The following is a 24,422-nucleotide window of genomic DNA, read 5'->3' as shown; positions in this document are numbered from 1 at the left end:
TGACGAAGTTCACAGATGGTTAAAATTATTTCTATCGCCAATCGAAAAAGTTTGGACCGGCCTTGCTCAACAGCGTCGCCGCCAGGTGCTGGCCCAATTGGGCGGCGTCTTCGATGGGCCCGCTGATCTGTTCGGAAATCGCTTCTGATCCATCCGTGCGCAGGACTTCGCCACGCAAGGTCAATTGGCCAGCGCGCATCTCGGCAAGGCCAGCGATTGGGGTTTCGCAAGATCCGTCAAGCCCGGCCAGCAAGTTGCGTTCGGCGCTCAGGCGATAACCTGTTTCGGGGTGGTGGATCGCAGAAAGCATCTCGGCTGCGCGTTTATCGTCTATGCGACGTTCGATCCCGATTGTGCCTTGCGCAATCGCGGGCAGCATTTCGTCGGGCGAGATCGCTGTGGCGGGAAGGTCATCCATCTTTAGTCTGCGCAGCCCGGCCATAGCCAGGAACGTACAATCGGCTACACCATCGGCCAGCTTTTTCAGGCGCGTCTGCACATTGCCACGAAACTCGACAACGTTCAGGTCGGGGCGACGGTTCAGCAGTTGCGCCCGGCGGCGCAACGAAGAGGTTCCAACTGTTGCACCGTCGGGCAGATCCTGGATCGCGCCCAAACGCGGTGAGATGAAAGCATCGCGCACATCTTCGCGAGGCAGAAACGTATCCAGTTCCAGACCGTCAGGCTGTTCGACCGGCATATCCTTGGTGGAATGCACGGCGATATCAATGTCGCCGCGCAACATGGCCTCTTCGATTTCCTTGGTGAAAAGCCCCTTGTTCCCGATCTCTTTCAACGGCCGGTCCGCATCGATCATCGCGCGGTTGTCGCCGGTGGTTTTGATGACCACGATCTCAAAGGCGTCGTCTGGCAGATCAAACGCGGCGCTCAGCCGATCGCGTGTTTCGTGGGCCTGCGCCAGCGCTAGCGGCGAGCCTCGGGTGCCAATTTTCAACGGCGAAGCGGGATCGGGTAGGATCAGTGTCATGGATCAAGCTTTAGTCGCGTCACTTTGCCCTGACAATGGGGCCAGTGCTTGACAAATTGCCACTGAGGCCCGACCCGTGATGTGCAATACTCAGTTCGGGGGCAGGGATGACCAAATCAAAAACGATATTGCGGGCGCTGGCTGGCGAGGTTCAGGATGTGCCCCCGATCTGGATGATGCGGCAAGCGGGCCGCTACCTGCCCGAATACCGGGCCACGCGGGCGCAGGCCGGGGATTTTCTGTCGCTGTGTTACAACCCCGAGCTTGCAGCCGAAGTGACCTTGCAGCCAATCCGACGCTACGGCTTTGATGCCGCTATCCTCTTTGCCGATATTCTCTTGGTGCCGCAGGCTTTGGGCGCCGACCTTTGGTTCGTCACCGGAGAAGGCCCGCGCCTGTCCACGATCACGCAGCAATCCGAATTTGATGCTCTGAAACCGGTCGATGAGATCCACGCGACCCTGTCGCCCGTCTATGAAACGGTGCGCATTCTGGCATCTGAGTTGCCGGCTGAGACCACGCTGATCGGTTTTGCCGGGGCACCATGGACCGTGGCGACCTATATGATCGCGGGGCGCGGCACACCGGATCAGGGGCCTGCCCATGCGTTGCGTGAAGAAAACGTGGCGCTGTTCGAGGCTTTGCTGGATCGGATCACAGCAGCCACGATCGAATATCTCTCGGCGCAGATCGAGGCAGGTGCCGAGGTGGTCAAAATCTTCGACAGCTGGGCCGGATCGCTTAAGGGTGACGATTTCCGCAAATATGCGGTCGAGCCCTGCCGGGTGATCACCCAGGCGATCAAGGCGCTACATCCAGGGGTGCCCGTGATCGGCTTCCCGCGTGAGGCGGGTGAAGGCTATGTGGGCTTTGCCAGAACCACGGGTGTGGATTGTGTGGCGCTGGACAATTCCGTGTCGCCTGAATGGGCGGCGGAACATGTGCAGGTCGATGGCTGCGTGCAGGGCAATCTGGCCTCTCACCATATGGTGACGGGCGGTCAGGCCCTGGTGGACGAGACGCGCCACATTGTAGAGGCGTTTGGCAAGGGCCCGCATATTTTCAACTTGGGTCACGGGATCACGCCGGATGCGGATCCTGACAATGTACAGCTGATGATCGACACCGTGCGTGGCAGCTAGACAAAAGGGAAAGGGCCAGCCTGTTTTTGGTCTTTGGTCCTCTCAAGCGCCGGGGGTTGTTCTGCCAGGTGACGACGCGGATCGGTCTTTTTCTTCAAGCTCTGCCAGAATCTCGGCAGAGTGTGCGCCACGGGTCGGGCTGGGTTTGAGATGCCAGTCATAGGTTGAAAAGCGCGGGGCCGCGGCGGCTTGTGCGGCGGCGTTTTTAGTCATCCAGGTCTGACGCGTTTGGTTCATTGGGTGCGCTTGGGCTTCGCGCGGGCTGAGAACAGGGGCGACGCAAGCATCGGTTCCCTCAAACAGATCTGCCCAGTGGTCGCGGGGTTTGGTGGCGAAAAGCCGAGTTAGGCGCGCGCTCTGATCAGGCCAAAGGGTGCGGTCGTACTGAGCGGTGAAATCCGGGTCGTCGGACAGGTTCAAAACCTCTAGAAAACAGGCATAGAATTTGGGCTCGAGGCATTGGACGGACAGGAAGCCACCGTCGGCGCATCGGTAGCATCGGCTCCAATGAGGACCGTCCAGAAGGCTTTCACCGCGGGTTTCAGACAGGTTGCCGCTTTGCGCCAAACTCATCAGTAGATTCATCATATGGGCAGAACCGTCATAGATTGCGGCATCGACCACCGTACCTTGACCGGTTTTTTGGGCCTGTACGAGTCCGGCGAGGATGCCTGCGACAAGGTACATCGCACCGCCTCCGATATCGCCGACCAGGGTTGGTGGGGTTTGGGGGATTTGCCCGGGCTGCGACCCGTACCACAGCGCCCCCGAAAGCGCGATATAGTTCAGGTCATGCCCTGCGCGCTCAGATAAAGCGCTGTCTTGTCCCCAGCCCGTCATGCGCCCATAGACCAGTTTCGGGTTTATCTTCATGCATGCGGCGGGTCCGAGCCCCAGCTTTTCCATCACACCGGGGCGGAACCCTTCGATTAGCGCATCTGCGGTTGCGATCAGCCGTCTGGCGATTGCAAGATCGTCAGGGCTCTTGAGGTCGAGCGCAATCGACCGTTTGCCGCGATCCAGAATGTGCTGGTCGGTCAGGCCAGCCGCGTTGGTGCCGCCCTTGCGGTGGATGGTAATGACGTCGGCGCCCATATCAGCCAGTTGCATCGCAGCGAATGGACCTGGACCCAAGGCCTCAATCTCGATCACACGTATACCGTTCAGCATTCTCGTCCTCCCGGCTGTCAGGCTGGGCGCTGAGGCAGGGTTTGACAAGGGGGGGCTTGCGGTCGTGTTGGGTCTCGGGCTCGACATGGATCATTTTGGCCTGTTCCGTCCGAGACCTTCGCGATAGGGTCCGGGCCAGAACGAGGGAAGACATGGCAACAATTCTGTCCATCAAGGACCTGCGGAAATCTTACGACGATGGTTTCGAAGCACTGAAAGGTGTGTCACTGGATATCGAACAAGGTGAAATCCTTGCTTTGCTTGGACCAAATGGTGCTGGAAAAACAACCCTGATTTCAACAATTTGCGGTATAACAACACCCACATCAGGCACCGTTACGGTCGGCGGGTATGATATCGAAAACGACTTTCGCGCAGCGCGCAAGATGATCGGTCTGGTGCCACAGGAAATCGCGCTTGAACCGTTCGAAAAGGTTTCGAATACGGTGCGCTTTTCGCGTGGGTTGTTTGGCCATGGCCGAGATGATGCTCGGATCGAAGAAATTCTGACCAAACTCTCCCTGTGGGACAAACGCAAGAACGCGATCAAGGAATTGTCGGGGGGTATGAAGCGCCGGGTGCTGATCGCCAAGGCGCTGGCGCATGAGCCTCGGGTCTTATTTCTGGACGAACCAACAGCGGGCGTGGATGTCGAACTGCGCAAGGACATGTGGGAGATCGTGGCCGAGTTGAAGCAAAGCGGCGTCACTATCATTTTGACGACTCATTACATCGAAGAGGCTGAAGCGATCGCAGATCGTATCGGGGTCATCGACAAAGGTGAGCTGTTGTTGGTGCAGGACAAAAATAGCCTCATGGCTCAGATGGGGAAAAAACAGATCGAGGTTATGTTGACCGAAGCGATCTCGGCAATTCCCGAAAGCTTGGCCACGCATGACCTGGTGTTGAGCCCAGCAGGGGATGCGCTGATCTATACCTACGACACAAATGCCGAGCGCACGGGGATCACCACCCTGTTGAATGATGTGGCGCAAGCGGGCCTGGTGTTGCGGGATGTGCAAACACGGCAATCGAGCCTTGAAGAGATCTTTGTTAACCTCGTCTCGGGAGAGGCAGCATGAACTGGTCCGCAATTGCTGCCATTTACCGTTTTGAAATGACACGGTTCTTTCGGACATTGGCGCAGAGCTTCATTTCCCCCGTACTCTCGACGTCGCTTTATTTTGTTGTCTTCGGCACCGCAATCGGAAGCCGGATCGAGCAGGTGGAAGGCGTGTCTTACGGGGCTTTCATCGTGCCCGGGCTGATCATGTTGTCCGTGGTGACGCTCTCGATCTCGAACGCGTCCTTTGGGATCTATTTCCCAAAGTTCCTGGGGACGATCTATGAGCTGCTTTCGGCCCCGGTGAATTTCATCGAGATTGTGATCGGCTATGTCGGCGCGGCGGCCACCAAGGCGCTTTTTGTTGGGGTCGTTATTCTGGTGACGGCCACGTTCTTTGTGGAAATAAGGGTCGAGCATCCCATCGCCATGGTAACCTTTTTGGTGCTGACCTGTCTCAGTTTCTCATTGCTGGGGTTCATTGTCGGGATCTGGGCCAGCAATTTCGAACAGATGTCTTTGGTTCCGCAGTTGGTTGTGACACCGCTGGTGTTCCTCGGCGGGACATTTTATTCGATTTCAATGCTTCCACCAGTTTGGCAGACGATCACCCTGTTCAACCCGGTAGTCTACCTGGTTTCCGGCTTTCGCTGGTCGTTCTACGGGTTGGCGGATGTACCGATTGTGTTCAGCCTTCTGGCGATCCTTGGGTTCACGGGTCTGTGCCTTGGCATCATAGGCTGGATCTTCAAAACAGGCTGGCGTATCCGCAGTTGAGCGTTGCATTTTTACCCATGATGAGTGCTATTTTTCTTGAGGGGGTGAATATGCCAGCGGCGTTCCCTTGTTTAAGGACTTGGGGCACTCTACATCGGCACCCATGACGTTCAGCCTGCCATTTCTCAAAAAACAGCCCTGCGTGGCCGTGGTTCGTTTGTCCGGTGCCATCGGAATGGCTGGCCGCAATTCGATGAGTGATGCTTCGCTTGCACCGGTTTTGGAAAAGGCGTTTCGCAAGGGCAAGCCCGCTGCTGTGGCGCTTGAAGTGAACTCTCCGGGCGGATCGCCTGTGCAAAGTTCTTTGATCGGGGCGCGGATTCGGCGCTTGTCGGAAGAGTTGGATGTGCCCGTCATTGCGTTTGTAGAAGATGTGGCCGCCTCGGGCGGGTATTGGCTGGCCGCGGCCGCTGATGAGATCTGGGCGGATGACAGCTCGGTCCTAGGATCGATCGGGGTGATTTCGTCGGGCTTTGGGGCCCATGTTTTTCTGGCGCGTCAGGGGTTTGAACGCCGGGTGCATACGGCAGGCAAATCCAAATCGATGCTCGATCCCTTTGCGCCTGAAAAGAAAGAGGATGTCGCACGCCTGATCGGTTTGCTGAATGACATCCACGGCAACTTCATCGACCACGTCAAGGCGCGGCGCGGGGATAAGCTGGACCAAAGCGCGGAACTTTTTACCGGCGAGGTCTGGCTGGCGCGGCGGGCGCAGGAACTGGGTTTGATCGACGGGATTGGTCATTTGAAACCCAAGATGCAGGAACGTTTCGGCGATAAGGTCAAGTTCCGCCGCTATGGGCAGCGCAAGCCGCTTTGGTCTCGTTTGGGTGCGTCGCTGGCACAAGACGCGATAGCAGGCCTTGAGGAGCGGGCGGCCTACGCGCGTTTCGGTTTGTGACGTGATCATCAAGGCGGTCACCTTTTTCTTGATTGGCATGGGCGTGTTGGCGATGTTCGGCAAGCTACGGTTTCCGGGGCAAAAGCGGCTGAGCACGGCCAAATGCCCTCGATGCGGTCGGTTTCGAATTGGCAAAGGCCCCTGCGCCTGTGAAAAGGGAGGCCGCGGATGACGGCGTGGCTGTTTTCAGGCCTTGGGCTGTTGATCCTGTTGTTGGCAGGAGACGCGCTGGTGCGCGGCGCAGTGAACCTGAGCCTGCGCCTTGGAGTGCCTGCGCTGATTGTCAGCCTGACGATCGTAGCCTTCGGGACATCTGCACCAGAGCTTTTGATCGCGATCAGTGCGGTTCAGGAAAACGCGCCGGGCATTGCTTTGGGCAATGTTGTCGGCTCGAACACCGCGAATATCCTTCTTGTATTGGGCTTACCGGCCTTGTTGGCGACGCTGCACACCAGTGAGTGCGACAGTCGCAAGAACTATGTGTTCATGTTGCTTGCGACGGTACTGTTCATTGCTCTGGCGTTTTGTGGCGTGTTTACGCTGCTTAGCGGCGCGGTTTTGCTGCTGGCCTTGGGGCTGGTGCTGGCAAACGCCTTTCGCGAAGCTCATGCCCATCGCAAAGCCTGTGGCGAAGCCTGCGCGGATGATGATGAGTTGGAAGGTCTGGATGAGGCCGATCCAAACATGCCCTATTGGAAGCTGTCGGTTTATCTGGTTCTAGGTCTGATCGGTTTGCCCGTCGGGGCGCATCTGTTGGTGGAAAACGCCACCGTGATCGCCCGGGTGTATGGTGTCAGCGAGACTGTGATTGGCCTGACCTTGGTTGCAATCGGTACGTCACTGCCCGAATTGGCGACAACGGTCATGGCCGCTTTGCGTCGTCAGGCGGATGTGGCGTTGGGCAATGTCATCGGCTCGAACATGTTCAACCTGCTGGCCATTATCGGCATTGCAACGCTGTTTGGTCGGATCCCGGTGGACCCAGAATTCTTGCACTTTGACCTTTGGGTCATGCTTGGGGCTTCGCTTCTGTTGCTGCCCTTTGTGTTCTTGAAACAAGATATCACACGCACTTGGGGCTTGGTTCTGACCGCGCTATATGCAGGCTATATCGTTATCCTTCTAGCCTGAGTACGGAGATCTGCGATGACCCGAGCATTGGTGACTGGCGCGGGAAAACGGCTCGGTCGGGCCATGGCGCTCTATTTGGCGCGTCGAGGAATGGATGTGGCGGTCCACTATGCAACATCTGCGGACGAGGCGTACGAAACCGTTGCTGAAATCCGAGCATTGGGTCGATCATCAACTGCCTTGCAGGCGGATCTTTTGGATGAGGGACAGATCGCTCAGTTGCTGCCGCAAGCGTCCGAAGCCCTGGGCGGTCCAATCACCTGTTTGGTGAACAACGCATCGATCTTTGAGTACGACAATATTCAGACCGCGACGCGTGAAAGCTGGGACCGGCACATCGACAGCAACTTGCGCGCCCCTTTCGTGCTGACACAGGCAATGGCCCGGCAAGGGCTGAAGCCGGAAACAGATGAGATGAACGAGCCGGTGGCAACCGGTCTTATCGTCAACATGGTCGACATGCGTGTTCGTAAGTTGACGCCCGAATTCATGACCTACACCATTGCCAAAATGGGGCTGTGGGCGCTGACCCGTACGTCTGCGCAGGCCCTGACACCAGCCATTCGGGTCAATGCAATCGGTCCGGGCCCAACCTTGCAAGGCCACCGACAGAGCGAGATCCATTTCAAGTCGCAGCGCGAAAATACGATCCTCGAGCGTGGAGCGAATCCCTCGGACATAACCGCTGCGCTGGGCTATTTTCTGGACGCTCCAGCAGTCACAGGACAGCTTATTTGCGTGGACGGAGGCCAGCATCTAGGCTGGCAAACTCCGGATGTCATGGGTGTCGAATAGCGTTTGGGGACCGAAGTTTTGCACCGCTCTCGGTTCTGTTACAAACGCGTTACAAATTTGTCTTTTTTTTCATACACTTGTTCGGAAGGTGAAAAAGTTTTGCATTAAATCAATGGCTTACATTTGTGCTTATTTTTTGAGCAAATCGGCGAACAGGTCATAAATCAAGGGAAAATCCCAAAGCTTACAAAGTTATCTGCACACTTATCCACAGAAGTCGTGGATTTGTTTACTCTTGATCTAAACGGCACAAGATTGCAGCCACATGCAGAGAATCATATCCCAGTAACATGACTACCCAGAGCGATTCCCCCCAGACCGGCTATGCCCGCATTCAGCGTTATGTGAAAACCCTGGACAGCTCGCCCGGTGTGTACCGAATGCTGGATGCCGACAGCCGGGTTCTTTACGTTGGCAAGGCGCGCAATCTCAAGGCTCGGGTGTCGAATTACACGCGGCCCGGTCATTCAGGGCGGATCGAAAAGATGATCGCTGCGACCGCATCGATGATGTTTCTCACCACCCGGACCGAGACCGAGGCGCTGCTGCTGGAACAGAATCTGATCAAGCAGCTCAAGCCGAAATACAACGTGCTGCTGCGGGATGACAAAAGCTTCCCCAACATACTGGTTGCCAAGGATCACGCCTTTCCACAGATCAAGAAACATCGCGGAGCCAAGAAGGAAAAGGGCGCCTATTTCGGTCCCTTCGCCAGCGCGGGTGCGGTGAACCGGACGCTGAACCAGTTGCAAAAGGCATTCCTGCTGCGAAACTGCTCGGATTCCATGTTCGACAGCCGCACGCGGCCGTGCCTGCTCTATCAGATCAATCGCTGTTCAGGGCCCTGTGTCGGGCTGATCTCGGAGGAGGACTACCGCGAAAGCGTTCGCGACGCGGAACGGTTCCTGTCGGGCCGGTCGACCAAGGTGCAAGAGGATCTGGCCGAGCAGATGATGGTCGCGTCTGAGGCGATGGAGTTCGAGCGCGCGGCAGGTTTGCGCGACCGGATCCGTGCGCTGACGCAAGTGCAGACCAGCCAGGGCATCAATCCGCGCGGCGTGGCCGAGGCGGATGTGATCGGCCTCTATATGGACAGTGGACAGGCCTGTGTGCAGGTGTTTTTCATCCGAGCCAATCAGAACTGGGGGAATAAGGATTTCTATCCGCGCATCGGGCCGGATGTGTCACCTGCCGAAGTGATGGAGGCCTTCCTTGGCCAGTTCTACGACAACAAGGAGCCGCCGCGGCAATTGATCCTGTCAGACGGGATCGAAAACGCGGATCTGATGCAAGACGCGCTGAGCGAAAAAGCTGGACGCAGGGTTGAGATCCTTGTGCCGCAACGTGGCGAGAAACAGGAACTGGTTGCCGGTGCTCTACGTAACGCGCGAGAGTCTCTGGCACGGCGCATGTCGGAAAGTGCGACGCAGGCCAAGCTGCTGCGCGGGGTGGCCGAAGCTTTCGATCTGGACAGTCCACCGGGTCGGATCGAGGTCTACGACAACTCGCATATTCAGGGCACCAACGCGGTGGGCGGTATGATCGTGGCAGGCCCCGAAGGGTTCATGAAAAACGCCTATCGCAAGTTCAACATCCGGGGCGATGACCTGACACCGGGCGACGATTTCGGCATGATGAAAGAGGTTCTGACCCGCCGATTCACGCGCCTGCAAAAGGAGGACCCGGATCGCGACAAGGGGCTGTGGCCCGATCTGTTGCTGATCGACGGTGGGGCTGGTCAGGTCAGTGCCGTGCATGAGATCATGGTGGAGCATGGCATCGAAGACATCCCAATGGTCGGCGTAGCCAAAGGCATCGACCGAGATCACGGCAAAGAGGAATTCCACCGCATTGGTCAGCGACCCTTTGCGTTGAAACGCAATGATCCGGTGTTGTATTTCGTTCAGCGCCTGCGGGACGAAGCCCATAGGTTCGCCATCGGCACCCACCGCGCCAAGCGCGCCAAGGCAGTTGGGGCGACACCGTTAGACGAAATCCCGGGCGTCGGCGCGGCGCGCAAACGCGCTCTGCTGGCGCATTTCGGAAGCGCCAAGGCGGTCAGCCGGGCCAATCTGGCAGATCTGAAAGCGGTCGAGGGGATATCAGCCGGGCTGGCGCAGAAGGTTTACGACTTTTTCCATGACAAGGGCTAGGCGCGCCGCCCGCGCCAAAGGATGTAAAGCCCCGATGCGACAATCAAACCGCTGCCCAGCCACATGGTTTGGTCCAGCCGTTCACCAAAGAAGATCACGCCCAACGCGACGCCAAACAAAAGTCGGGAATAGCGAAAGGGTGTCACTGCAGGAACTTCACCCGTGCGCATCGCTTTCATCAAAGATGAATATGCGACCGTGCCAAGACCAACGGCACAGGCCAGAGATATGCTGGTATAGATCTCTAACGGTGCGGCTGGCACCTGTTCCCAAAAGCGAAAGGCAAACCCTGCGATGATGACGCAGACAAAACCGTAAAACCCCAGCACCTCGGTTCCCAGGCTGGCTGGTGCTGCACGGCTGGCCAGATCTCGTCCGGCAAAGCCCAACATTCCCAGCACGGCCAGCAACGACAACAAGGTGAAACTGTCGCCGGTTGGCTGGATGATGACAACGACACCGATAAGGCCAACGAAAATGGCGCTCCACCGTCGCCAACCAACGGTTTCGCCAAACAACAGCGCCGCGCTTGCAACAACGACAAGCGGTGTGGCCTGCAGGATTACGGTGGCCGAGGATAACGGCGTCAGTGTTATGGCCAGCACGTAGAACAGCCGACCCAGAATCTCGAACACGGCGCGAATTTTCATAGCGGGTGACATCACATCCGGTTGAAACAACCGCGTCCCGCGCGCACCGGCAACACACGCAAAAATGACCGCTCCACCTGTGCCGAATAACACCAGGATTTGCCAGATCGGCAGCGCGGTCGCGGCTGCTTTGAGGAATGCGTCTTCCAAAGCAAAGCAGGCCATCGCGCCAATCATCCACGCACTGCCGATCAGGTTTGAACGTGCGTCGGTCTGAATATTGGGGGTCATGTTCAACGGTTTTGCCTTGCCACCAGTTCGACGGCAATCTGACGCCAATTCGATCCGACGCCAAGGGGCAAATGGATGTGCTTGGCTGTTCCGACAGCATGGACCAAGCGTCTGGGATTGGTGCAGATTTTTGCTTGCGTGGCTTTTCTGTCCTATCCCGCCGATGTAGAGTTCGCCCTATGAAGTGGAACTTGCCGAATATCCTGACCGTTTTGCGTTTGCTGGCCGCGCCCGGTCTGGCCGTGATGTTTTTGTATTTCACTCGGCCTTATGCCGATTGGTTCGCTCTGATCCTGTTTCTAACTGCCGCGATCACCGATTGGTTCGATGGATATCTTGCGCGGGCGTGGAAACAGGAAACCAAGATCGGCGCCATGCTGGACCCTATTGCCGACAAAGCCATGGTGGTCATCGCGCTGATGATCATCGTCGGCTATTCGCAAGACAGCTGGACCCCGTGGCTGGTTCTGCCTGCAACGGTGATCCTGTTCCGTGAGGTCTTTGTCTCGGGCCTGCGGGAATATCTGGGGGATGTGGCGGGCACGCTGAAGGTTACGAAGCTCGCGAAGTGGAAAACCACCACGCAGATGGTGGCCATTGCGGTGCTATTCTCGCAGGGCATTTTTGAACATTACGCGGTGATGGCCAGCTTTGGTATGGATGCCACGCTGGTCGAACAGGTTCTGTCTGGTCAGGTTGAGGATGTGAACGGATTGCGTTGGAACGCCAACGGCATGTATTGGTCGGGCCAGATCGGTCTGTGGCTGCTCTTACTGGCGGCAGCTCTGACATTGATCACCGGCTATGATTACCTACGTAAGGCCTTGCCGCATCTGAAGGAGAGCTAGGGATGGACGTGCTGTATTTTGCCTGGGTACGCGAACGGATCGGCCTGCCGAAAGAACGGGTCGAAACACAGGCAGCGACGGTAGGTGATCTGGTGGCTGAACTCAGCGCCCGCGAAGATCGCTATGCTGCGGCCTTTGCCGATCTTTCGGCCCTGCGTGTGGCACTGGATCAGGAATTGTCGGACTTTGATGCGCCCCTGGCTGGCGTCCGCGAGGTTGCGTTCTTCCCACCCATGACGGGCGGTTGATCTGATGCGTATCGCGGTTCAGGAAGCCCCGTTCGATCTGGGGGCCGAGGCAAATGCCTTCGCCGCGGGCGATAACGCAAACGGAGCTATCGTGACCTTCACCGGCGTCGTGCGTGATCTGGCTTCGGGCGACCTGGATGTGATGGAAATCGAGCACTATCCCGGCATGACCGAACGCGCGCTGACCAAGATTGCTGAGGATGCGATGGCGCGGTGGTCTTTGGGGGACGTTCTGATCATCCACCGCCATGGCCGACTGGCGCCGGGTGACCGGATCATGATGGTCGCGACAGCCTCACCCCATCGCAAGGACGCGTTTGAGGCGGCAGAGTTCCTGATGGACTACCTCAAATCCCGCGCACCGTTCTGGAAAAAAGAAATCACACGCGCAGGCGCTGAATGGGTCGCCGCCAAAGACGAGGACGAAGACGCATTGAACCGGTGGTAGACGCAGTCAATCCGCGTTGTTCAGACGTTCGCGCAGTTCTTCGGCCTCTTGGCGTGTAGTACGCAGGCCTTCCATGGCGGCGGCCAGTTCGGCTTCGACCTGGCTGAGCTGGTTGGACAGTTCCGCCTCGCGTTGTTGCAAATAGGTGATCGCCTGATCACGGGTTTCTTCGGCTTCGTGTAACTCCTGGCTCATGCGGTCCAGATCGGCCACGTCGCTTTGCCGGACGCGGGACAGGCGGTGGGCCAGCCAGTTGGCGAACCAACCCATGCAAAAGGCGGCAAACAGGATGACGGCGGTGGCGATGATGAATTCTTGGCGGTTCACTTATTGGTCTCCTGCATCCGGTTCCGCGCCTTCGTCTGTCTCTTCGGGCGCGTCCACGTCGGCCTCCATCGCCTCAAGCGCGGTTTCGGTCGGTTCGATGGGCTCGGGCCGGATCAGCCGGAATTCGATCCGCCGGTTCTCTTCCCGCCCTTCCTCGGTGTCGTTGTCGGCGATGGGCTGGGTTTCACCATAACCGACCGCAGAATAGCTGGAGGTCGGGATGCGCCGCCCGCGCAGCTCGTTCAGGATCGATTGCGCGCGGGCCTGGCTGAGCTGCTGGTTCATCTCTTCCCGGCCCTGACTGTCGGTATGGCCCTGAATTTCCAACCGGATCGGGCCGCATTCGCGCAGGATATCCGCAATCTGATTAACGGTATCGCGCGAGGTTTCGGAAATGGTGGCCGATCCCGGTTCAAAGGCGATCTTCGCACCAGTCTGAACTTCGGCGATCTGTGCTTCACAGAGCTCAGGGTCGGGCAGAGCGTCTTCGGGCTTTGGCGGCTCGACATAGGTGATCGACAGGGTGAAGTCCTGAGCATCGCCCAGTTTTTCCGAAAGCAGACCCGCGATTCGTGCTCGGGCTCCTTGGTCATGGGTAATGCCGGATAGATCCAGGGTGTCGGGCGTCACCGTCAGCGCACCGTTATTCAATTGAGCCAATGCCTCAAGCCCGGCCAACACGCGGATGGGCCAGTCTGGCGGCAAATCAGGTGCGATGCGGGTGGCCGTATGGACCTGTTCAAAGCCAAAGGCTGCGCGCGAAAAGCTGTCGGTCATGTCGCGCAGGGTTTCATCACCGACCCGACCGCGCAGCTGAACCAGGCCTTCGGGGCTGCGCGTGGCGGAAAACTCGGGTGGGCCGACTTGCTCTTCGACCTCGGGCTCGGGAAGAACGGCATGCAGGGCAAAGACCGATGGCAGCGCGTTTTCCAGCTCGCCCACCACGCGGTCGAACTGGGCGGGGTTTGTGCCCTTGGCTGCGATCAGGGTGATGTCAGCGTCGGACAGGGTGACCGAGCCCCGCCCCAGTTCTTTCACTGCGTTTATGCTTTGCACGCTGGCCAAGGCCCAATTGGGCGAGGGCACGCCCAGCCCGATCGTGCAGCTATAGGTTTCATCCATACCCGCGTTTTGCGCAGCCTGAACAATCGCATCGCGCGCAACCTCATCCTGGGCTGAACAGGCGTCGAACCTTGCGCCATTGTCGTCGATCAGAAAGCGAAGGGTGAAGGGCGTGATGACAGGGCGTGGAGCCGAGATTGACAGGCCCAGCCGCAAGCTGGGCGGCGCGGCACGTGTGAGTTCCTGTTCAAGCCGGTCCTTCTCGCGTTGGCTTTCTGCAATTGCGGTGATCCTGACCAGACCGGGGCTGGCCGAAATCTTGGCACGCGGCAAACGGATCAGGGATGAAACCGCATAGTCGATGGCCTCGTCCCAGCCTTTGGGCACCGGATAGTCAGCGCTTTCCATAAGGTCGGATACGGATGTGCCGGGGGCCACCGCATTCAGCCGTTCGACCAGATCGCCACGCGCCATAGCACCGGGGACAAGCCCGATGATCGAGATGCCGCTGTCATTGCGCAGGATTTCGGCGGAAAAGCGTGGCGGGGTCAGATCGGCAGTGGGTTCGACTTCCATTTCGTCTATGACGCGCGAAGTGTCGACCTCGCGCCCTGCAGAGGTCAGGGCGGCAAAACGGGTTGCTTCATCGGGGGCGGTCCCGGTCAGAACAACGCGCAACCCGTCAGATTGCACCTCGGCCCAATCGTGACCGTCCAGGTTCAGGGCGCGACGAACGGCAAATTCGGATTCTTCCTCGATCTGGGTGACCGCGTATCCGGCCCCGACATATGACAGAGCCGCGGATAGCGCGAATATCACAATCGCAACGATGAAATACGGCAGTCGCATGTGATGAACCGAGTCTCCCCCTAACGGATGGACCGCACTCATATATCCACGCGCGTCGGGGTGCAATCAAAGCAGCAGGGCAATGCAGAAGAAGATCAGCGGAATTAGGCCGGTGTCGCGATTGGCGCGAAACAGTTGCAGCAGTTTGTCGTTGTCTTCGATGTCCAGGCCGCGCAATTGCCAGGCCAGATGCCAGCCCATGGCCCAAGGCCCGGCCAGCGCCAAAAACAGGGCAGGGCCCGAAGCCACGTTCAACCCTGCATCAATGACCGCCAACGCCATGCACGTCACCGTTGCCACCAGAAAGTACTTGAGCCACTTGGCGGTATCCGTTCCGAAAAGGCGTGCGGTGGATTTGATGCCGACAAGCTCATCATCTTCGGCGTCCTGATGGGCATAGATCGTGTCGTAGAACAGTGTCCAGGCGATGCCCGACAGATACAGCATGATCGCCGGGGATCCGACCGTTCCGGTATGCGCCGCCCAGGCCAACAACGCGCCCCAGTTGAAGGCCAAGCCCAGAAACACCTGCGGCCACCAGGTAAAGCGTTTGGCAAACGGATAGAGCGTTACGGGCAACAGGGACAGCACGCCCATGGCAATGGCGGCCTGATTGAAGGTCAGCAATACACCCAGCGCCAGCAGACATTGCAGCACCATCCAGATCACCGCCTGACGTACACTCACCTGCCCCGAAGGGATGGGACGCGACCGTGTGCGTTCGACCTGTCCGTCAAACTCGCGGTCAGTGATATCGTTCCAGGTACAGCCCGCGCCGCGCATCAGGAAGGCTCCGATGGCGCAGCCAATGGCGATCCAGATGTCCTCGAACCCTGCCGCGCCGTCGCTGAGAATGGCCAGTGCCAAGCCCCACCAGCATGGGATCAGCAATAACCATGTCCCGATGGGCCGGTCCGCCCGGCTGAGCCGTAGATAGGGGCGGCTGAACGCAGGGGCGTAACGATCCACCCAATTGTCGGGCACCGCATCAGCGACTTGACCATCTGGTGTTGGGGCATTGCCTTGCATATGTAAGGCCTCATGAGTGCAAAAGTCAGACTGTATGTAGATCAGCCACTTGGGGCAGGGCAATCCGTTCCTTTGTCGCGTGACCAGGCTCATTACCTGTTTGGGGTGATGCGTCTGACCGTGGGTGCCTCGGTTTCGGTGTTCAACGGAAAAGACGGTGAATGGCTGACCGAGGTTGCCGAGGCTGGAAAGCGCGCTGGCCTTTTGACGTGCCAAACGCAAACTAAGCCGCTGCAATTGCCACCGGATCTTTGGTTGCTGTTTGCGCCGATCAAGAAAGCGCGCACCGATTTTATCGTTGAAAAAGCGGCGGAAATGGGCGCTGCGCGCATCCTGCCCGTACAGACTGAGTTCACCAATTCGGAACGCATCCGCCAAGATCGCTTGCAGGCGCACGCGGTTGAAGCTGCCGAGCAATGCGGTGGCACCTATGTGCCCGAGGTGGCTGCGCTGGAACGGTTGGATCGCCTTCTTGACACATGGCCCGCAGGCCGCCAGTTGATGTTCTGCGATGAGGCCGAGGTCGGCTCGGCGCTACGCCTCGCCGCGCGCGAGAAAGGCCAGCCCTGGGCCATTCTGATCGGGCCGGAAGGCGGGTTTTCCGACCGCGAACGCGCTCGGCTGACCGGCTTGCCTTTTGCTCATGTGGTCAGTCTGGGCCCGCGCATCCTACGCGCTGACACAGCCGCTGTGGCGGCGATGACCTTGTGGCAGCAGGCTTTGGGAGATTGGGCATGATCCGCGAAGCAGTACCCGCGGATGCACCTGCGCTTGAAGATTACCTATCGCAGTATCCCGAGACGTCGATGTTTCTGCGCAGCAACCTGTCGCAGCACGGGGTCGGGTTTGGTGCCTCTGAACACTCCTCCCGGTATTTCATCTGGGGCACGGGTCAGATCGAAGGTGTCTTTGGCTTGACAAAAAAGGGTTACCTGATGGCTCAGCTGCCCGGATGCGAGCCCGAAGCCGCTGCGGGTTTTGCCAAGGCGATTGCGGGCGAAACGGTGTTGGGCATGACCGGAGTGGCACCACAGGTTCAGCTTACACTCGACGCATTAGGTCTTGGTGGCGCGGATTATCGATTGTTCGATGACGAGCCACTCTATCGGATTGACCTTCAGACAGCGCCAGATTGCGCAGCTCCGGCGCGGACTCTGATACCGACAGATGCACCTTTGATCGAAGCATGGTTCGCCGACTATTTTGCCGATACCGGGCAAGCGAATGGGGATGAGGCACAGACCATGGCTGTCGCTCGGTTCCAATCCGAATTGCAAGGGCAGCGTACCATCGTTCTTTTGGAGCAGGACAAGCCGGTTGCAATGGCGGCGGTCAACGCATCTGTCGCAGATCAAATCCAGGTTGGCGGAGTATTTGTGCCGCGCCACGACAGGACACGTGGATTGGGCCGTCAGGTCACGCTTGCCCTGATGAAAAGGGCCCGATCCCAAGGTGCGCGCTGGGCTATATTGTTTGCCAACAACCCGCCCGCTGCCCGCGTCTATGAGGCAATCGGGTTTCAGCAGGTGGGCTGGTACCGGATTGCCCTGTTGCAGAATCCAGAACAGGTGATGACATGAGTTTTATTCGACCCGAAGCCAAAATGGCCTTGTGGCGCTGGCGCGAAGTTCTGGCAGCCGGGGTTGTACTGATCGTTGGCCTCAGCTGGATTTCCGGTCCCGGTGGTTTGCTGGGTTGGTTGGGCTGGGTCTTGGTTGCGGTTGCGATTGCTCTTGCAGTCATCGGTTTTCAACGCGTGCGCTTTCGCACCGGTGCCGGTGGGCCGGGCGTTGTCACAATAGATGAAGGCCAGATCACCTATCTGGGTCCGCTCAACGGAGGCATCATCGCAGCACGCGAAATCGAACGGTTGGCGCTGGATCCCACCTTCAGCCCGGCGCATTGGATCCTCGAACAAGACGGCCAGCCGACGGTTCACATTCCTGTGAATGCCGAAGGGGCCGAAGCTCTGTTCGATGTGTTTTCCAGCCTGCCGGGGCTGAAAACCGAGCAAATGTTGTCGGAATTGAACGGCGGCGCGTTGCATCCGGTGATCATTTGGGAACGCAGGCCCTCGCGCCCACCCCATTTGACCCTCCATTGACACTTGGTTCATTTGAGCCCACCACTGGCCCAAAGACAGACACAGCAGGATCGGAGCACGGTTCATGTCCATCCCTCAGTCCGGCGGCGGTCCGATCGAACGCCATGAACAACTGGCCGAATATCTGGAATCGGGGTGCAAGCCCAAGCAAGATTGGCGCATCGGCACCGAGCACGAGAAGTTCGGCTATTGCAAGGATACGCTCAAGCCGCTGCCCTATGAGGGCAAACGCTCGATTCTGGCGGTATTGCAGGGCCTGCGCGACTTGCACAGCTGGGAGCCGCTGGAAGAGAATGGCAAGCTGATCGGCCTGCAGAAAGACGGGGCCAATGTCTCGTTGGAACCTGGTGGTCAGCTGGAGCTGTCTGGCGCGCCGCTGGAAACGATCCATGAGACCTGTGACGAAGTGAACGCCCATCTGCGCGATGTCAAAGACATCTCGGACAAGATCGGTGTGGGCTTTATCGGGCTGGGCGCAGCACCGATCTGGACTCATGAAGACATGCCGTTGATGCCCAAAGGGCGTTACCTGCTGATGAACGACTATATGGAGAAAGTCGGCACTATGGGCCGTGCCATGATGCGCCGGACCTGCACCGTTCAGGTCAATATCGACTTCGGGTCCGAGGCCGACATGGTGCAGAAACTGCGCGTTGCGTTGGCTTTGCAGCCGGTGGCAACCGCTCTCTTTGCCAATTCGCCGTTCTTTGAAGGCAAGCCCAACGGTCAGAAAAGCTGGCGTAGCTATATCTGGCGGCATCTGGATGATGCGCGCACCGGGATGCTGCCCTTTGTGTTCGAAGACGGTTTCGGGTTCGAACGCTGGGTCGAATACGCGTTGGATGTGCCCATGTATTTCGTCTATCGCGACGGGAAATATATCGACGCGTTGGGTCAGTCCTTCCGGGATTTCCTTGAGGGCAAACTGCCCGCTTTGCCCGGCGAGACACCTACACTGAGTGATTGGGCCGATCACCTGACCACCGCTTTCCCTGAAGCGCGGATCAAGAAGTTCATGGAGATGCGCGGCGCAGATGGTGGCCCGTGGCGCCGCCTTTGCGCCTTGCCGGCCTTTTGGGTTGGTTTGACCTATGATCAGGGTGCGCTGGATGCAGTCTGGGATCTGGTCAAAGGATGGGATGCGGAAACCCGCGAGGAGCTGCGCGTTCAGGCCGCGACCCATGGTCTGCAGGCGCAGGTGGGTGGCCTCAACATGCACGATCTGGCTCGCGAAGTGGTCAGTATCGCCGATGCGGGGTTGAAAGCCCGTGCACGCCCCGGTGCCGGGGGATTGGTGCAGGATGAGACCCATTTCCTGAACGCGCTGAAAGACAGTATCGAAACCGGACAGGTTCCGGCGGATGAGCTGCTTGAACATTATCACGGCGACTGGAACGGTGATCTGACCCGGATTTATCCTGAATACAGTTACTGAGCCGTCTGCGCCGGGTTGCATTCACAGGCGTTGGCCGATAGCAGGTTCTCGACCAAATTGAACAGGCCGGTTTCGGAATACGTCATGGACGATCTTAAGGCAAAATATCTGGGGCAGATCGCGGATGCGGGCGACGAAGACGCACTTGAAGCGATCCGCCTTGCAGCCGTTGGCAAAAAGGGTGAAGTCGCGCTGAAAATGCGCGAGCTGGGCAAGATGACGCCCGAGGAACGGCAGGTGGCTGGCCCCGCGCTGAATGCTTTGAAAGATGAAATCAACTCGGCGCTGTCGGCCAAGAAGGCAGCCCTTGCGGACGCAGCGCTGGATGAGCGTTTGCGCACTGAATGGCTGGACGTCACCCTGCAGACCCGCCCGCGCCGTCAGGGCTCGATCCACCCGATCAGCCAGGCGACCGAGGAGCTGACCGCAATCTTTGCCGAGCTGGGCTTTTCAGTGGCCGAAGGGCCCCGGATTGAAACCGACTGGTACAATTTCGACGCTTTGAACATTCCCGGCCACCACCCCGCGCGAGCCGAGATGGACACGTTCTATATGCATCGCGCCGAGGGCGACAACCGCCCGCCGCATGTGCTGCGCACCCATACCTCGCCGGTGCAGATCCGGTCGATGGAGAAACAGGGCGCGCCGATCCGCGTGATCTGTCCGGGCGGTGTCTACCGCGCCGATTATGACCAGACCCACACACCGATGTTCCATCAGGTCGAAGGGCTAGCCATCGACAAAGACATCTCGATGGCGAACCTGAAATGGGTTCTGGAAGAGTTTGTGAAAGCGTTTTTCGAGGTCGATGACGTCGAACTGCGCTTCCGCGCCTCACACTTCCCCTTCACCGAGCCGTCGGCTGAGGTTGATATCCGCTGTTCCTGGGATAACGGTCAGCTGAAGATCGGCGAGGGCGACGACTGGATGGAGATCCTGGGCTCGGGCATGGTCCACCCCAAGGTAATCGCCGCCGGTGGGATCGATCCTGACGTCTATCAGGGCTTTGCGTTCGGGATTGGGATCGACCGTCTGGCGATGCTGAAATACGGCATCCCTGATTTGCGGGCCTTCTTTGATAGCGATCTGCGCTGGCTGAGGCACTACGGGTTCGCAGCGCTGGATATGCCGAATTTGCATGGTGGTTTGAGTAGATAGGTGCACCTACTGGGCGTGTGCTTGGCGCGTTATTTGGATTGGTGCAATCGACGTGCTAAAGGTATTCGGTTGTGGCAAATTATCGGATTGTTCGCGCTCTGTTTTGTTGCGATGCTTCTGGCTTTTGGGTTCGGCGGGGAATTGTTCGGCTATTTGTTTAGCGCCTTCGTCTTGCTGCCTGTACTCCACTCTTTACAGATCGCTGGGAAAGTCTGGATGAAGGAAACAACCATTCGCCAAGACCAGTATGAGCAGCTCCAGAAAACACGAAAGCTCTTGAAGGGTTTCCGAAAGTAGTCAGCGCGGAACAAGGCCGATAGGCCGCCGCGCTATCGGTCGTTCATTGCGGCGCCATTGGTTTAAGCCCAATGGACGACACCGCCCGCACGGGCTGGCGATTTGGTTCCACCAGTGCAACGCTCGGACAGAGTGCGGATTTGGCTAGCATAAAGCGCCTAACACAGCCTGAACTTCGCCATCCCGCGGTCTGGCGATAGCGCGGCTTGTGTATTTGGCTGAGCCTTCGGAATTTGCGCGGCTTGTAACAGACATGCACAAGCTTTTGACGTGACATCTGGAGCGGTCTGGGTAGGGTCGCGTCATGATCTATCAATTGCTTTGCGCGCTGCTGCTGACAGCCACCCCCGCCCTGGCCATGGGCCCGTGGAATACCGATTGCCACGGCGATACGGCCTGTGAACTGGGCGATCGCTCGTACCATGTGCTGGAGCCCGAGGGCTGGGACGGTGAGACGCCTCTGCCGGTGCTGTTGCATTTCCACGGCTGGGCGCGGCAGGGGACCGTGGTGGTGAACCATGAACGTATCGCGGGTGCGACCAAGCTGCGGGGCGTGTTGCTGGTGGCCCCGAACGGGCTGCGCAAGACCTGGAATTTCTGGACCTCTGACACCGATGACGTGCCCTTTGCCGATGCGGTGCTGGAGGATGTGGCCAAACGCTATCCGATTGATCCCGAACGTATCTATGTCTCGGGCTATTCATTTGGCGGCGCGATGGCCTGGCGCTATGTTTGCCAGTCCGGCAATGACGTTGCGGCGTTGTTGGGCGTTGCGGGCTCGATCCCGCAAACCGAATCCTGCCCCGAAGCCCCGGCCGAGGCGCGCCATGTACACGGGCTGGACGATACGGTGATGGATTTTCCCTTTGGCCCGGGCGGGGATACGACCTATCCGGTGGCGCTATGGCGCGCGAAATACAGCTGTAACGGTGCAACGCCGCGCGGGGATTGGAATGTCGAGCCGTTCCTGACCCTCAGCCGTGTGGAATGGACGGATTGCGCGCAGGGGCAGGTGGTCTTGGATACCCATCCCGGCGGGCATTTCATCCCCCATGGCTGGATCGGACGGCAGTTGGACGAACTTTTGGGCCGCACCCCCACCTATCCGTGACGCGCAGCGCTTGCACCTTGGTGCAATCTTTGCCATTGCCTGTGCCAATCGGATGTTTGCCCAAAAAGGCCCGCTGCAATGAAATTCACTCTGTCCTGGTTGAAAGACCACCTCGACACGGATGCTTCGGTTGATGAGATCGCCGAGGCGCTGACCGACCTTGGCCTTGAGGTCGAAGAAATCGTGAACCCGGCGGACCGGCTGGCGGGCTTTACGCTGGGCCATGTGAAACAGGCCGAGAAACACCCGGATGCGGACAAGCTGCGTGTGTGCACCGTCGCGACCGACGAAGGCGATTTGCAGATCATCTGCGGTGCGCCCAATGCGCGCGAAGGCATCACTGTCGTGGTCTGCAAGCCGGGCATGTATATCCCCGGTCTGGATATGACCATCAATGTTGGCAAGATTCGGGGTGTCGAAAGCTTCGGCATGATGGCCTCGGAACGTGAGTTGGAGCTGTCGGACGAACATGACGGCATCATCGAACTGCCCTCGGGTGAGGTTGGCGATCAGTTTGTCGACTGGCTGGCCGAGAACGACCCGTCCAAGGTTGACCCGATGATCGAGATTGCGATCACACCGAACCGCCCGGATGCCCTGGGCGTCGAAGGCATCGCGCGCGACTTGGCGGCGCGCGGCATCGGAACGCTGAAACAACGCGACTATGCGCCGGTACCGGGGGATTTCGAAAGCCCGATCAAGGTTTCGATTGATGAAGACACTCTGGACGGCTGCCCACATTTCACCGGGCGTTTGATCCGGGGTGTCAAGAACGGCCCCAGCCCTCAGTGGTTGCAGGATCAGTTGAAGGCTATTGGCCTGCGCCCGATCTCGGCTTTGGTGGATATCACCAACTATATGACCTTCGATCATAACCGCCCGCTGCACGTGTTTGACGCTGACAAGGTGCAGGGCAATCTGCGGGTGCATCGCGCGAAAGGTGGCGAAACGCTGGTGGCGCTGGATGAGAAGGAATACACCCTTCAGCCCGGCATGATGGTTATCTCGGACGACAAGGGCCCGGAATCGATCGCGGGCATTATGGGCGGTGAGGAAACCGGCTGTACCGAAGACACCGTGAACGTCTTTCTCGAAAGCGCGTTCTGGGATCACGTGCAGATTGCTCTGACGGGCCGGGCGCTGAAAATCAACTCGGACGCGCGCTATCGCTTTGAACGCGGGGTTGACCCGGAATACACCCGTGAAGGGTTGGAGCAGGCGACGCAGATGATCCTGGATATCTGCGGCGGTGAGGTTTCGAACGTGGTTGAGGCGGGCAAAGCGCCAAACCATGCGCGGGCCTATAAGCTGGATGCCGAGCGTGTGCAGTCTCTGGTCGGGATGGACATTCCCGAAAGCGATCAACGCCAGACACTGACCCGTCTTGGGTTCCGTCTGGACGGTGACATGGCCCATGTACCCAGCTGGCGGCCCGATGTGATGGGTGAGGCGGATCTGGTGGAAGAGGTCGCGCGGATTGCGTCGCTGACCAAGCTGGAAGGCAAGCCGCTGCCGCGCGTGAGCGATGGCATTCCAAAACCGGTGATGACCCCGACTCAGCGGCGACAGTCGATGGCACGGCGCACCTGTGCGGCGTTGGGCTATAATGAATGCGTGTCTTACACCTTCATTGATCAAGCCTCGGCAGCCCTGTTCGGGGGCGGCGATGAGGCGACGCAGCTGGAAAACCCGATCTCATCCGAGATGAGCCATATGCGCCCGGATCTGCTGCCCGGACTGTTACAGGCCGCAGCCCGCAATCAGGCGCGCGGCTATGCCGATATGGCGCTGTTCGAAGTTGGCCCGGTTTTCCATGATGGCGAGCCAGGGGACCAGAAAACCCAGATTGCGGGCCTTTTGGTTGGGCGCAACGGGCCCAAAGATGTTCAGGGCGGGTCACGCCCGGTTGACCTGTTCGACGCAAAGGCCGATGCCGAGGCGGTTCTGACGGCCATTGGCGCTCCAGCCAAGGTTCAGATCCTGCGCGATGGTGATGCATGGTGGCATCCCGGGCGTCATGGAAAGATTTGTCTCGGCCCCAAGAAGGTTTTGGGCGTCTTTGGCGAATTGCACCCGCGTATCCTTCAGGCGATGGACATCAAAGGCCCGGCAATGGCCTTCACAATCTGGCCGGATGAAGTCCCGATGCCGCGTAAATCCGGTGCCACCCGCGCGGCGCTGGAACTGCGCGATCTGCAAGCGGTCGAGCGTGACTTTGCCTTTGTCGTTGATGAAGGCGTCGAGGCACTGACGCTGGTGAACGCCGCCGCAGGCGCCGACAAAGCCTTGATCGAAGACGTGCGTGTCTTTGACGAGTTCATCGGTGGCAGCCTGGGTGAGGGCAAGAAATCCTTGGCCATCACCGTGCGCCTGCAGCCGACAGACTCCACGCTGAAAGAAAAAGACATCGAAGCTGTTGCCGAAAAGATCATCGCCAAAGTGAGCAAAGCCACAGGTGGCGTGCTGCGCGGCTGAACCCATTGGGACAGAGAGTGATCTGCGCGC

General features: G+C 58.7%; 23 protein-coding genes. 17 read left to right on the top strand and 6 right to left on the bottom strand.

The annotated features are described in order from the left end of the window. Nucleotides 1–31: 31 nt before the first annotated feature. Nucleotides 32–988, bottom strand: a complete 957-nt coding sequence (hemC, locus tag GOW40_RS14350) for a hydroxymethylbilane synthase (protein WP_171131063.1) — start codon at nucleotides 986–988, stop codon at nucleotides 32–34. 107 nt (nucleotides 989–1,095) lie between these two features. Here hemC and hemE point away from each other — a divergent pair, with 107 nt between their 5' ends. Further along, nucleotides 1,096–2,130 carry a uroporphyrinogen decarboxylase gene (gene hemE, locus GOW40_RS14345; protein ID WP_171131060.1) on the top strand — a complete coding sequence of 345 codons (1,035 nt, stop codon included), beginning with the start codon at nucleotides 1,096–1,098 and terminating at the stop codon, nucleotides 2,128–2,130. A gap of 42 nt (nucleotides 2,131–2,172) precedes the next feature. Here the strand turns inward: hemE and GOW40_RS14340 are convergent, their stop codons facing one another. Then, nucleotides 2,173–3,300 (bottom strand): CaiB/BaiF CoA-transferase family protein, encoded by a 1,128-nt coding sequence (locus GOW40_RS14340; protein ID WP_171131057.1) that lies wholly within the window; start codon nucleotides 3,298–3,300, stop codon nucleotides 2,173–2,175. Nucleotides 3,301–3,452: 152 nt separating this feature from the next. Here GOW40_RS14340 and GOW40_RS14335 point away from each other — a divergent pair, with 152 nt between their 5' ends. The 6 genes from GOW40_RS14335 (at nucleotide 3,453) to uvrC (ending at nucleotide 10,120) form a co-directional block, all read left to right on the top strand. Then, nucleotides 3,453–4,382 (top strand): ABC transporter ATP-binding protein, encoded by a 930-nt coding sequence (locus tag GOW40_RS14335; RefSeq protein ID WP_171131055.1) that lies wholly within the window; start codon nucleotides 3,453–3,455, stop codon nucleotides 4,380–4,382. After that, the gene (locus GOW40_RS14330; protein WP_171100761.1) at nucleotides 4,379–5,140 is read left to right on the top strand and encodes an ABC transporter permease; all 762 of its coding nucleotides are present in this window, start codon (nucleotides 4,379–4,381) and stop codon (nucleotides 5,138–5,140) included. The genes GOW40_RS14335 and GOW40_RS14330 overlap by 4 nt, the downstream gene beginning before the upstream one ends. A 103-nt stretch (nucleotides 5,141–5,243) precedes the next feature. After that, on the top strand, nucleotides 5,244–6,041 hold the full coding sequence (locus GOW40_RS14325; protein ID WP_171131053.1) for a S49 family peptidase: 798 nt from the start codon (nucleotides 5,244–5,246) through the stop codon (nucleotides 6,039–6,041). 168 nt (nucleotides 6,042–6,209) lie between these two features. After that, on the top strand, nucleotides 6,210–7,172 hold the full coding sequence (locus GOW40_RS14320; RefSeq protein ID WP_171131051.1) for a calcium/sodium antiporter: 963 nt from the start codon (nucleotides 6,210–6,212) through the stop codon (nucleotides 7,170–7,172). Nucleotides 7,173–7,187: 15 nt separating this feature from the next. Then, a complete protein-coding gene (locus GOW40_RS14315; protein WP_171131049.1) occupies nucleotides 7,188–7,967 on the top strand; it encodes an SDR family oxidoreductase in 780 nt (259 codons plus the stop codon). Between the two features lie 290 nt (nucleotides 7,968–8,257). Further along, nucleotides 8,258–10,120 (top strand): excinuclease ABC subunit UvrC, encoded by a 1,863-nt coding sequence (gene uvrC, locus GOW40_RS14310; protein WP_171231063.1) that lies wholly within the window; start codon nucleotides 8,258–8,260, stop codon nucleotides 10,118–10,120. On the opposite strand, the gene GOW40_RS14305 is transcribed toward uvrC, so the two are convergent. Beyond that, nucleotides 10,117–11,001: a DMT family transporter gene (locus tag GOW40_RS14305; RefSeq protein ID WP_171131231.1), complete on the bottom strand. Its 885-nt coding sequence runs from the start codon at nucleotides 10,999–11,001 to the stop codon at nucleotides 10,117–10,119. The genes uvrC and GOW40_RS14305 overlap by 4 nt on opposite strands. Nucleotides 11,002–11,180: 179 nt before the next feature. On the opposite strand from GOW40_RS14305, the gene pgsA reads away from it, so the two are divergent. Genes pgsA through GOW40_RS14290 form a run of 3 tightly spaced genes read left to right on the top strand, consistent with a single transcriptional unit; the run spans nucleotide 11,181 to nucleotide 12,545 of the window. Continuing rightward, complete coding sequence (gene pgsA, locus GOW40_RS14300) at nucleotides 11,181–11,849, top strand: CDP-diacylglycerol--glycerol-3-phosphate 3-phosphatidyltransferase (protein ID WP_171131044.1); 669 nt, start codon at nucleotides 11,181–11,183, stop codon at nucleotides 11,847–11,849. 2 nt (nucleotides 11,850–11,851) lie between these two features. Next, nucleotides 11,852–12,097 (top strand): molybdopterin converting factor subunit 1, encoded by a 246-nt coding sequence (moaD, locus tag GOW40_RS14295; RefSeq protein ID WP_171131042.1) that lies wholly within the window; start codon nucleotides 11,852–11,854, stop codon nucleotides 12,095–12,097. 4 nt (nucleotides 12,098–12,101) lie between these two features. Then, nucleotides 12,102–12,545, top strand: a complete 444-nt coding sequence (locus GOW40_RS14290) for a molybdenum cofactor biosynthesis protein MoaE (protein WP_171131040.1) — start codon at nucleotides 12,102–12,104, stop codon at nucleotides 12,543–12,545. Nucleotides 12,546–12,551: 6 nt separating this feature from the next. Here the strand turns inward: GOW40_RS14290 and GOW40_RS14285 are convergent, their stop codons facing one another. The 3 genes from GOW40_RS14285 to ubiA form a co-directional block, all read right to left on the bottom strand. Then, nucleotides 12,552–12,872 carry a hypothetical protein gene (locus GOW40_RS14285; RefSeq protein WP_171100779.1) on the bottom strand — a complete coding sequence of 107 codons (321 nt, stop codon included), beginning with the start codon at nucleotides 12,870–12,872 and terminating at the stop codon, nucleotides 12,552–12,554. Then, nucleotides 12,873–14,783, bottom strand: coding sequence for an OmpA family protein (locus tag GOW40_RS14280; RefSeq protein ID WP_171131038.1), 1,911 nt, complete (start codon nucleotides 14,781–14,783; stop codon nucleotides 12,873–12,875). A 66-nt stretch (nucleotides 14,784–14,849) separates the two neighbouring features. Further along, on the bottom strand, nucleotides 14,850–15,812 hold the full coding sequence (gene ubiA / locus GOW40_RS14275) for a 4-hydroxybenzoate octaprenyltransferase (RefSeq protein WP_171131036.1): 963 nt from the start codon (nucleotides 15,810–15,812) through the stop codon (nucleotides 14,850–14,852). Nucleotides 15,813–15,824: 12 nt separating this feature from the next. On the opposite strand from ubiA, the gene GOW40_RS14270 reads away from it, so the two are divergent. The 7 genes from GOW40_RS14270 to pheT all read left to right on the top strand — a co-directional run bounded on the left by GOW40_RS14270 (nucleotide 15,825) and on the right by pheT (nucleotide 24,392). Continuing rightward, entirely contained in the window at nucleotides 15,825–16,550 is a 726-nt protein-coding gene (locus tag GOW40_RS14270) for a 16S rRNA (uracil(1498)-N(3))-methyltransferase (protein WP_171131034.1), read from the top strand. Beyond that, the gene (locus GOW40_RS14265) at nucleotides 16,547–17,392 is read left to right on the top strand and encodes a GNAT family N-acetyltransferase (protein WP_171131032.1); all 846 of its coding nucleotides are present in this window, start codon (nucleotides 16,547–16,549) and stop codon (nucleotides 17,390–17,392) included. The genes GOW40_RS14270 and GOW40_RS14265 overlap by 4 nt, the downstream gene beginning before the upstream one ends. After that, nucleotides 17,389–17,916, top strand: a complete 528-nt coding sequence (locus GOW40_RS14260) for a hypothetical protein (protein WP_171131030.1) — start codon at nucleotides 17,389–17,391, stop codon at nucleotides 17,914–17,916. Before GOW40_RS14265 ends, GOW40_RS14260 begins: the two co-directional genes overlap by 4 nt. A gap of 64 nt (nucleotides 17,917–17,980) precedes the next feature. Further along, entirely contained in the window at nucleotides 17,981–19,351 is a 1,371-nt protein-coding gene (locus tag GOW40_RS14255; RefSeq protein ID WP_171131028.1) for a glutamate--cysteine ligase, read from the top strand. A gap of 84 nt (nucleotides 19,352–19,435) precedes the next feature. Next, on the top strand, nucleotides 19,436–20,509 hold the full coding sequence (pheS, locus tag GOW40_RS14250) for a phenylalanine--tRNA ligase subunit alpha (RefSeq protein WP_171231062.1): 1,074 nt from the start codon (nucleotides 19,436–19,438) through the stop codon (nucleotides 20,507–20,509). Between the two features lie 601 nt (nucleotides 20,510–21,110). Further along, on the top strand, nucleotides 21,111–21,917 hold the full coding sequence (locus GOW40_RS14240; protein WP_171131024.1) for a PHB depolymerase family esterase: 807 nt from the start codon (nucleotides 21,111–21,113) through the stop codon (nucleotides 21,915–21,917). A gap of 78 nt (nucleotides 21,918–21,995) precedes the next feature. Continuing rightward, entirely contained in the window at nucleotides 21,996–24,392 is a 2,397-nt protein-coding gene (gene pheT, locus GOW40_RS14235; RefSeq protein WP_171131022.1) for a phenylalanine--tRNA ligase subunit beta, read from the top strand. The last annotated feature ends 30 nt before the right edge of the window (nucleotides 24,393–24,422 follow it).

Origin of the sequence: Ruegeria sp. HKCCA6707, assembly GCF_013033515.1 — a bacterium.
Taxonomy (GTDB): Bacteria; Pseudomonadota; Alphaproteobacteria; order Rhodobacterales; family Rhodobacteraceae; genus Ruegeria.
Note: the sequence above shows the minus strand (reverse complement) of the source record. Positions and strands in the feature narration are given on the sequence as shown.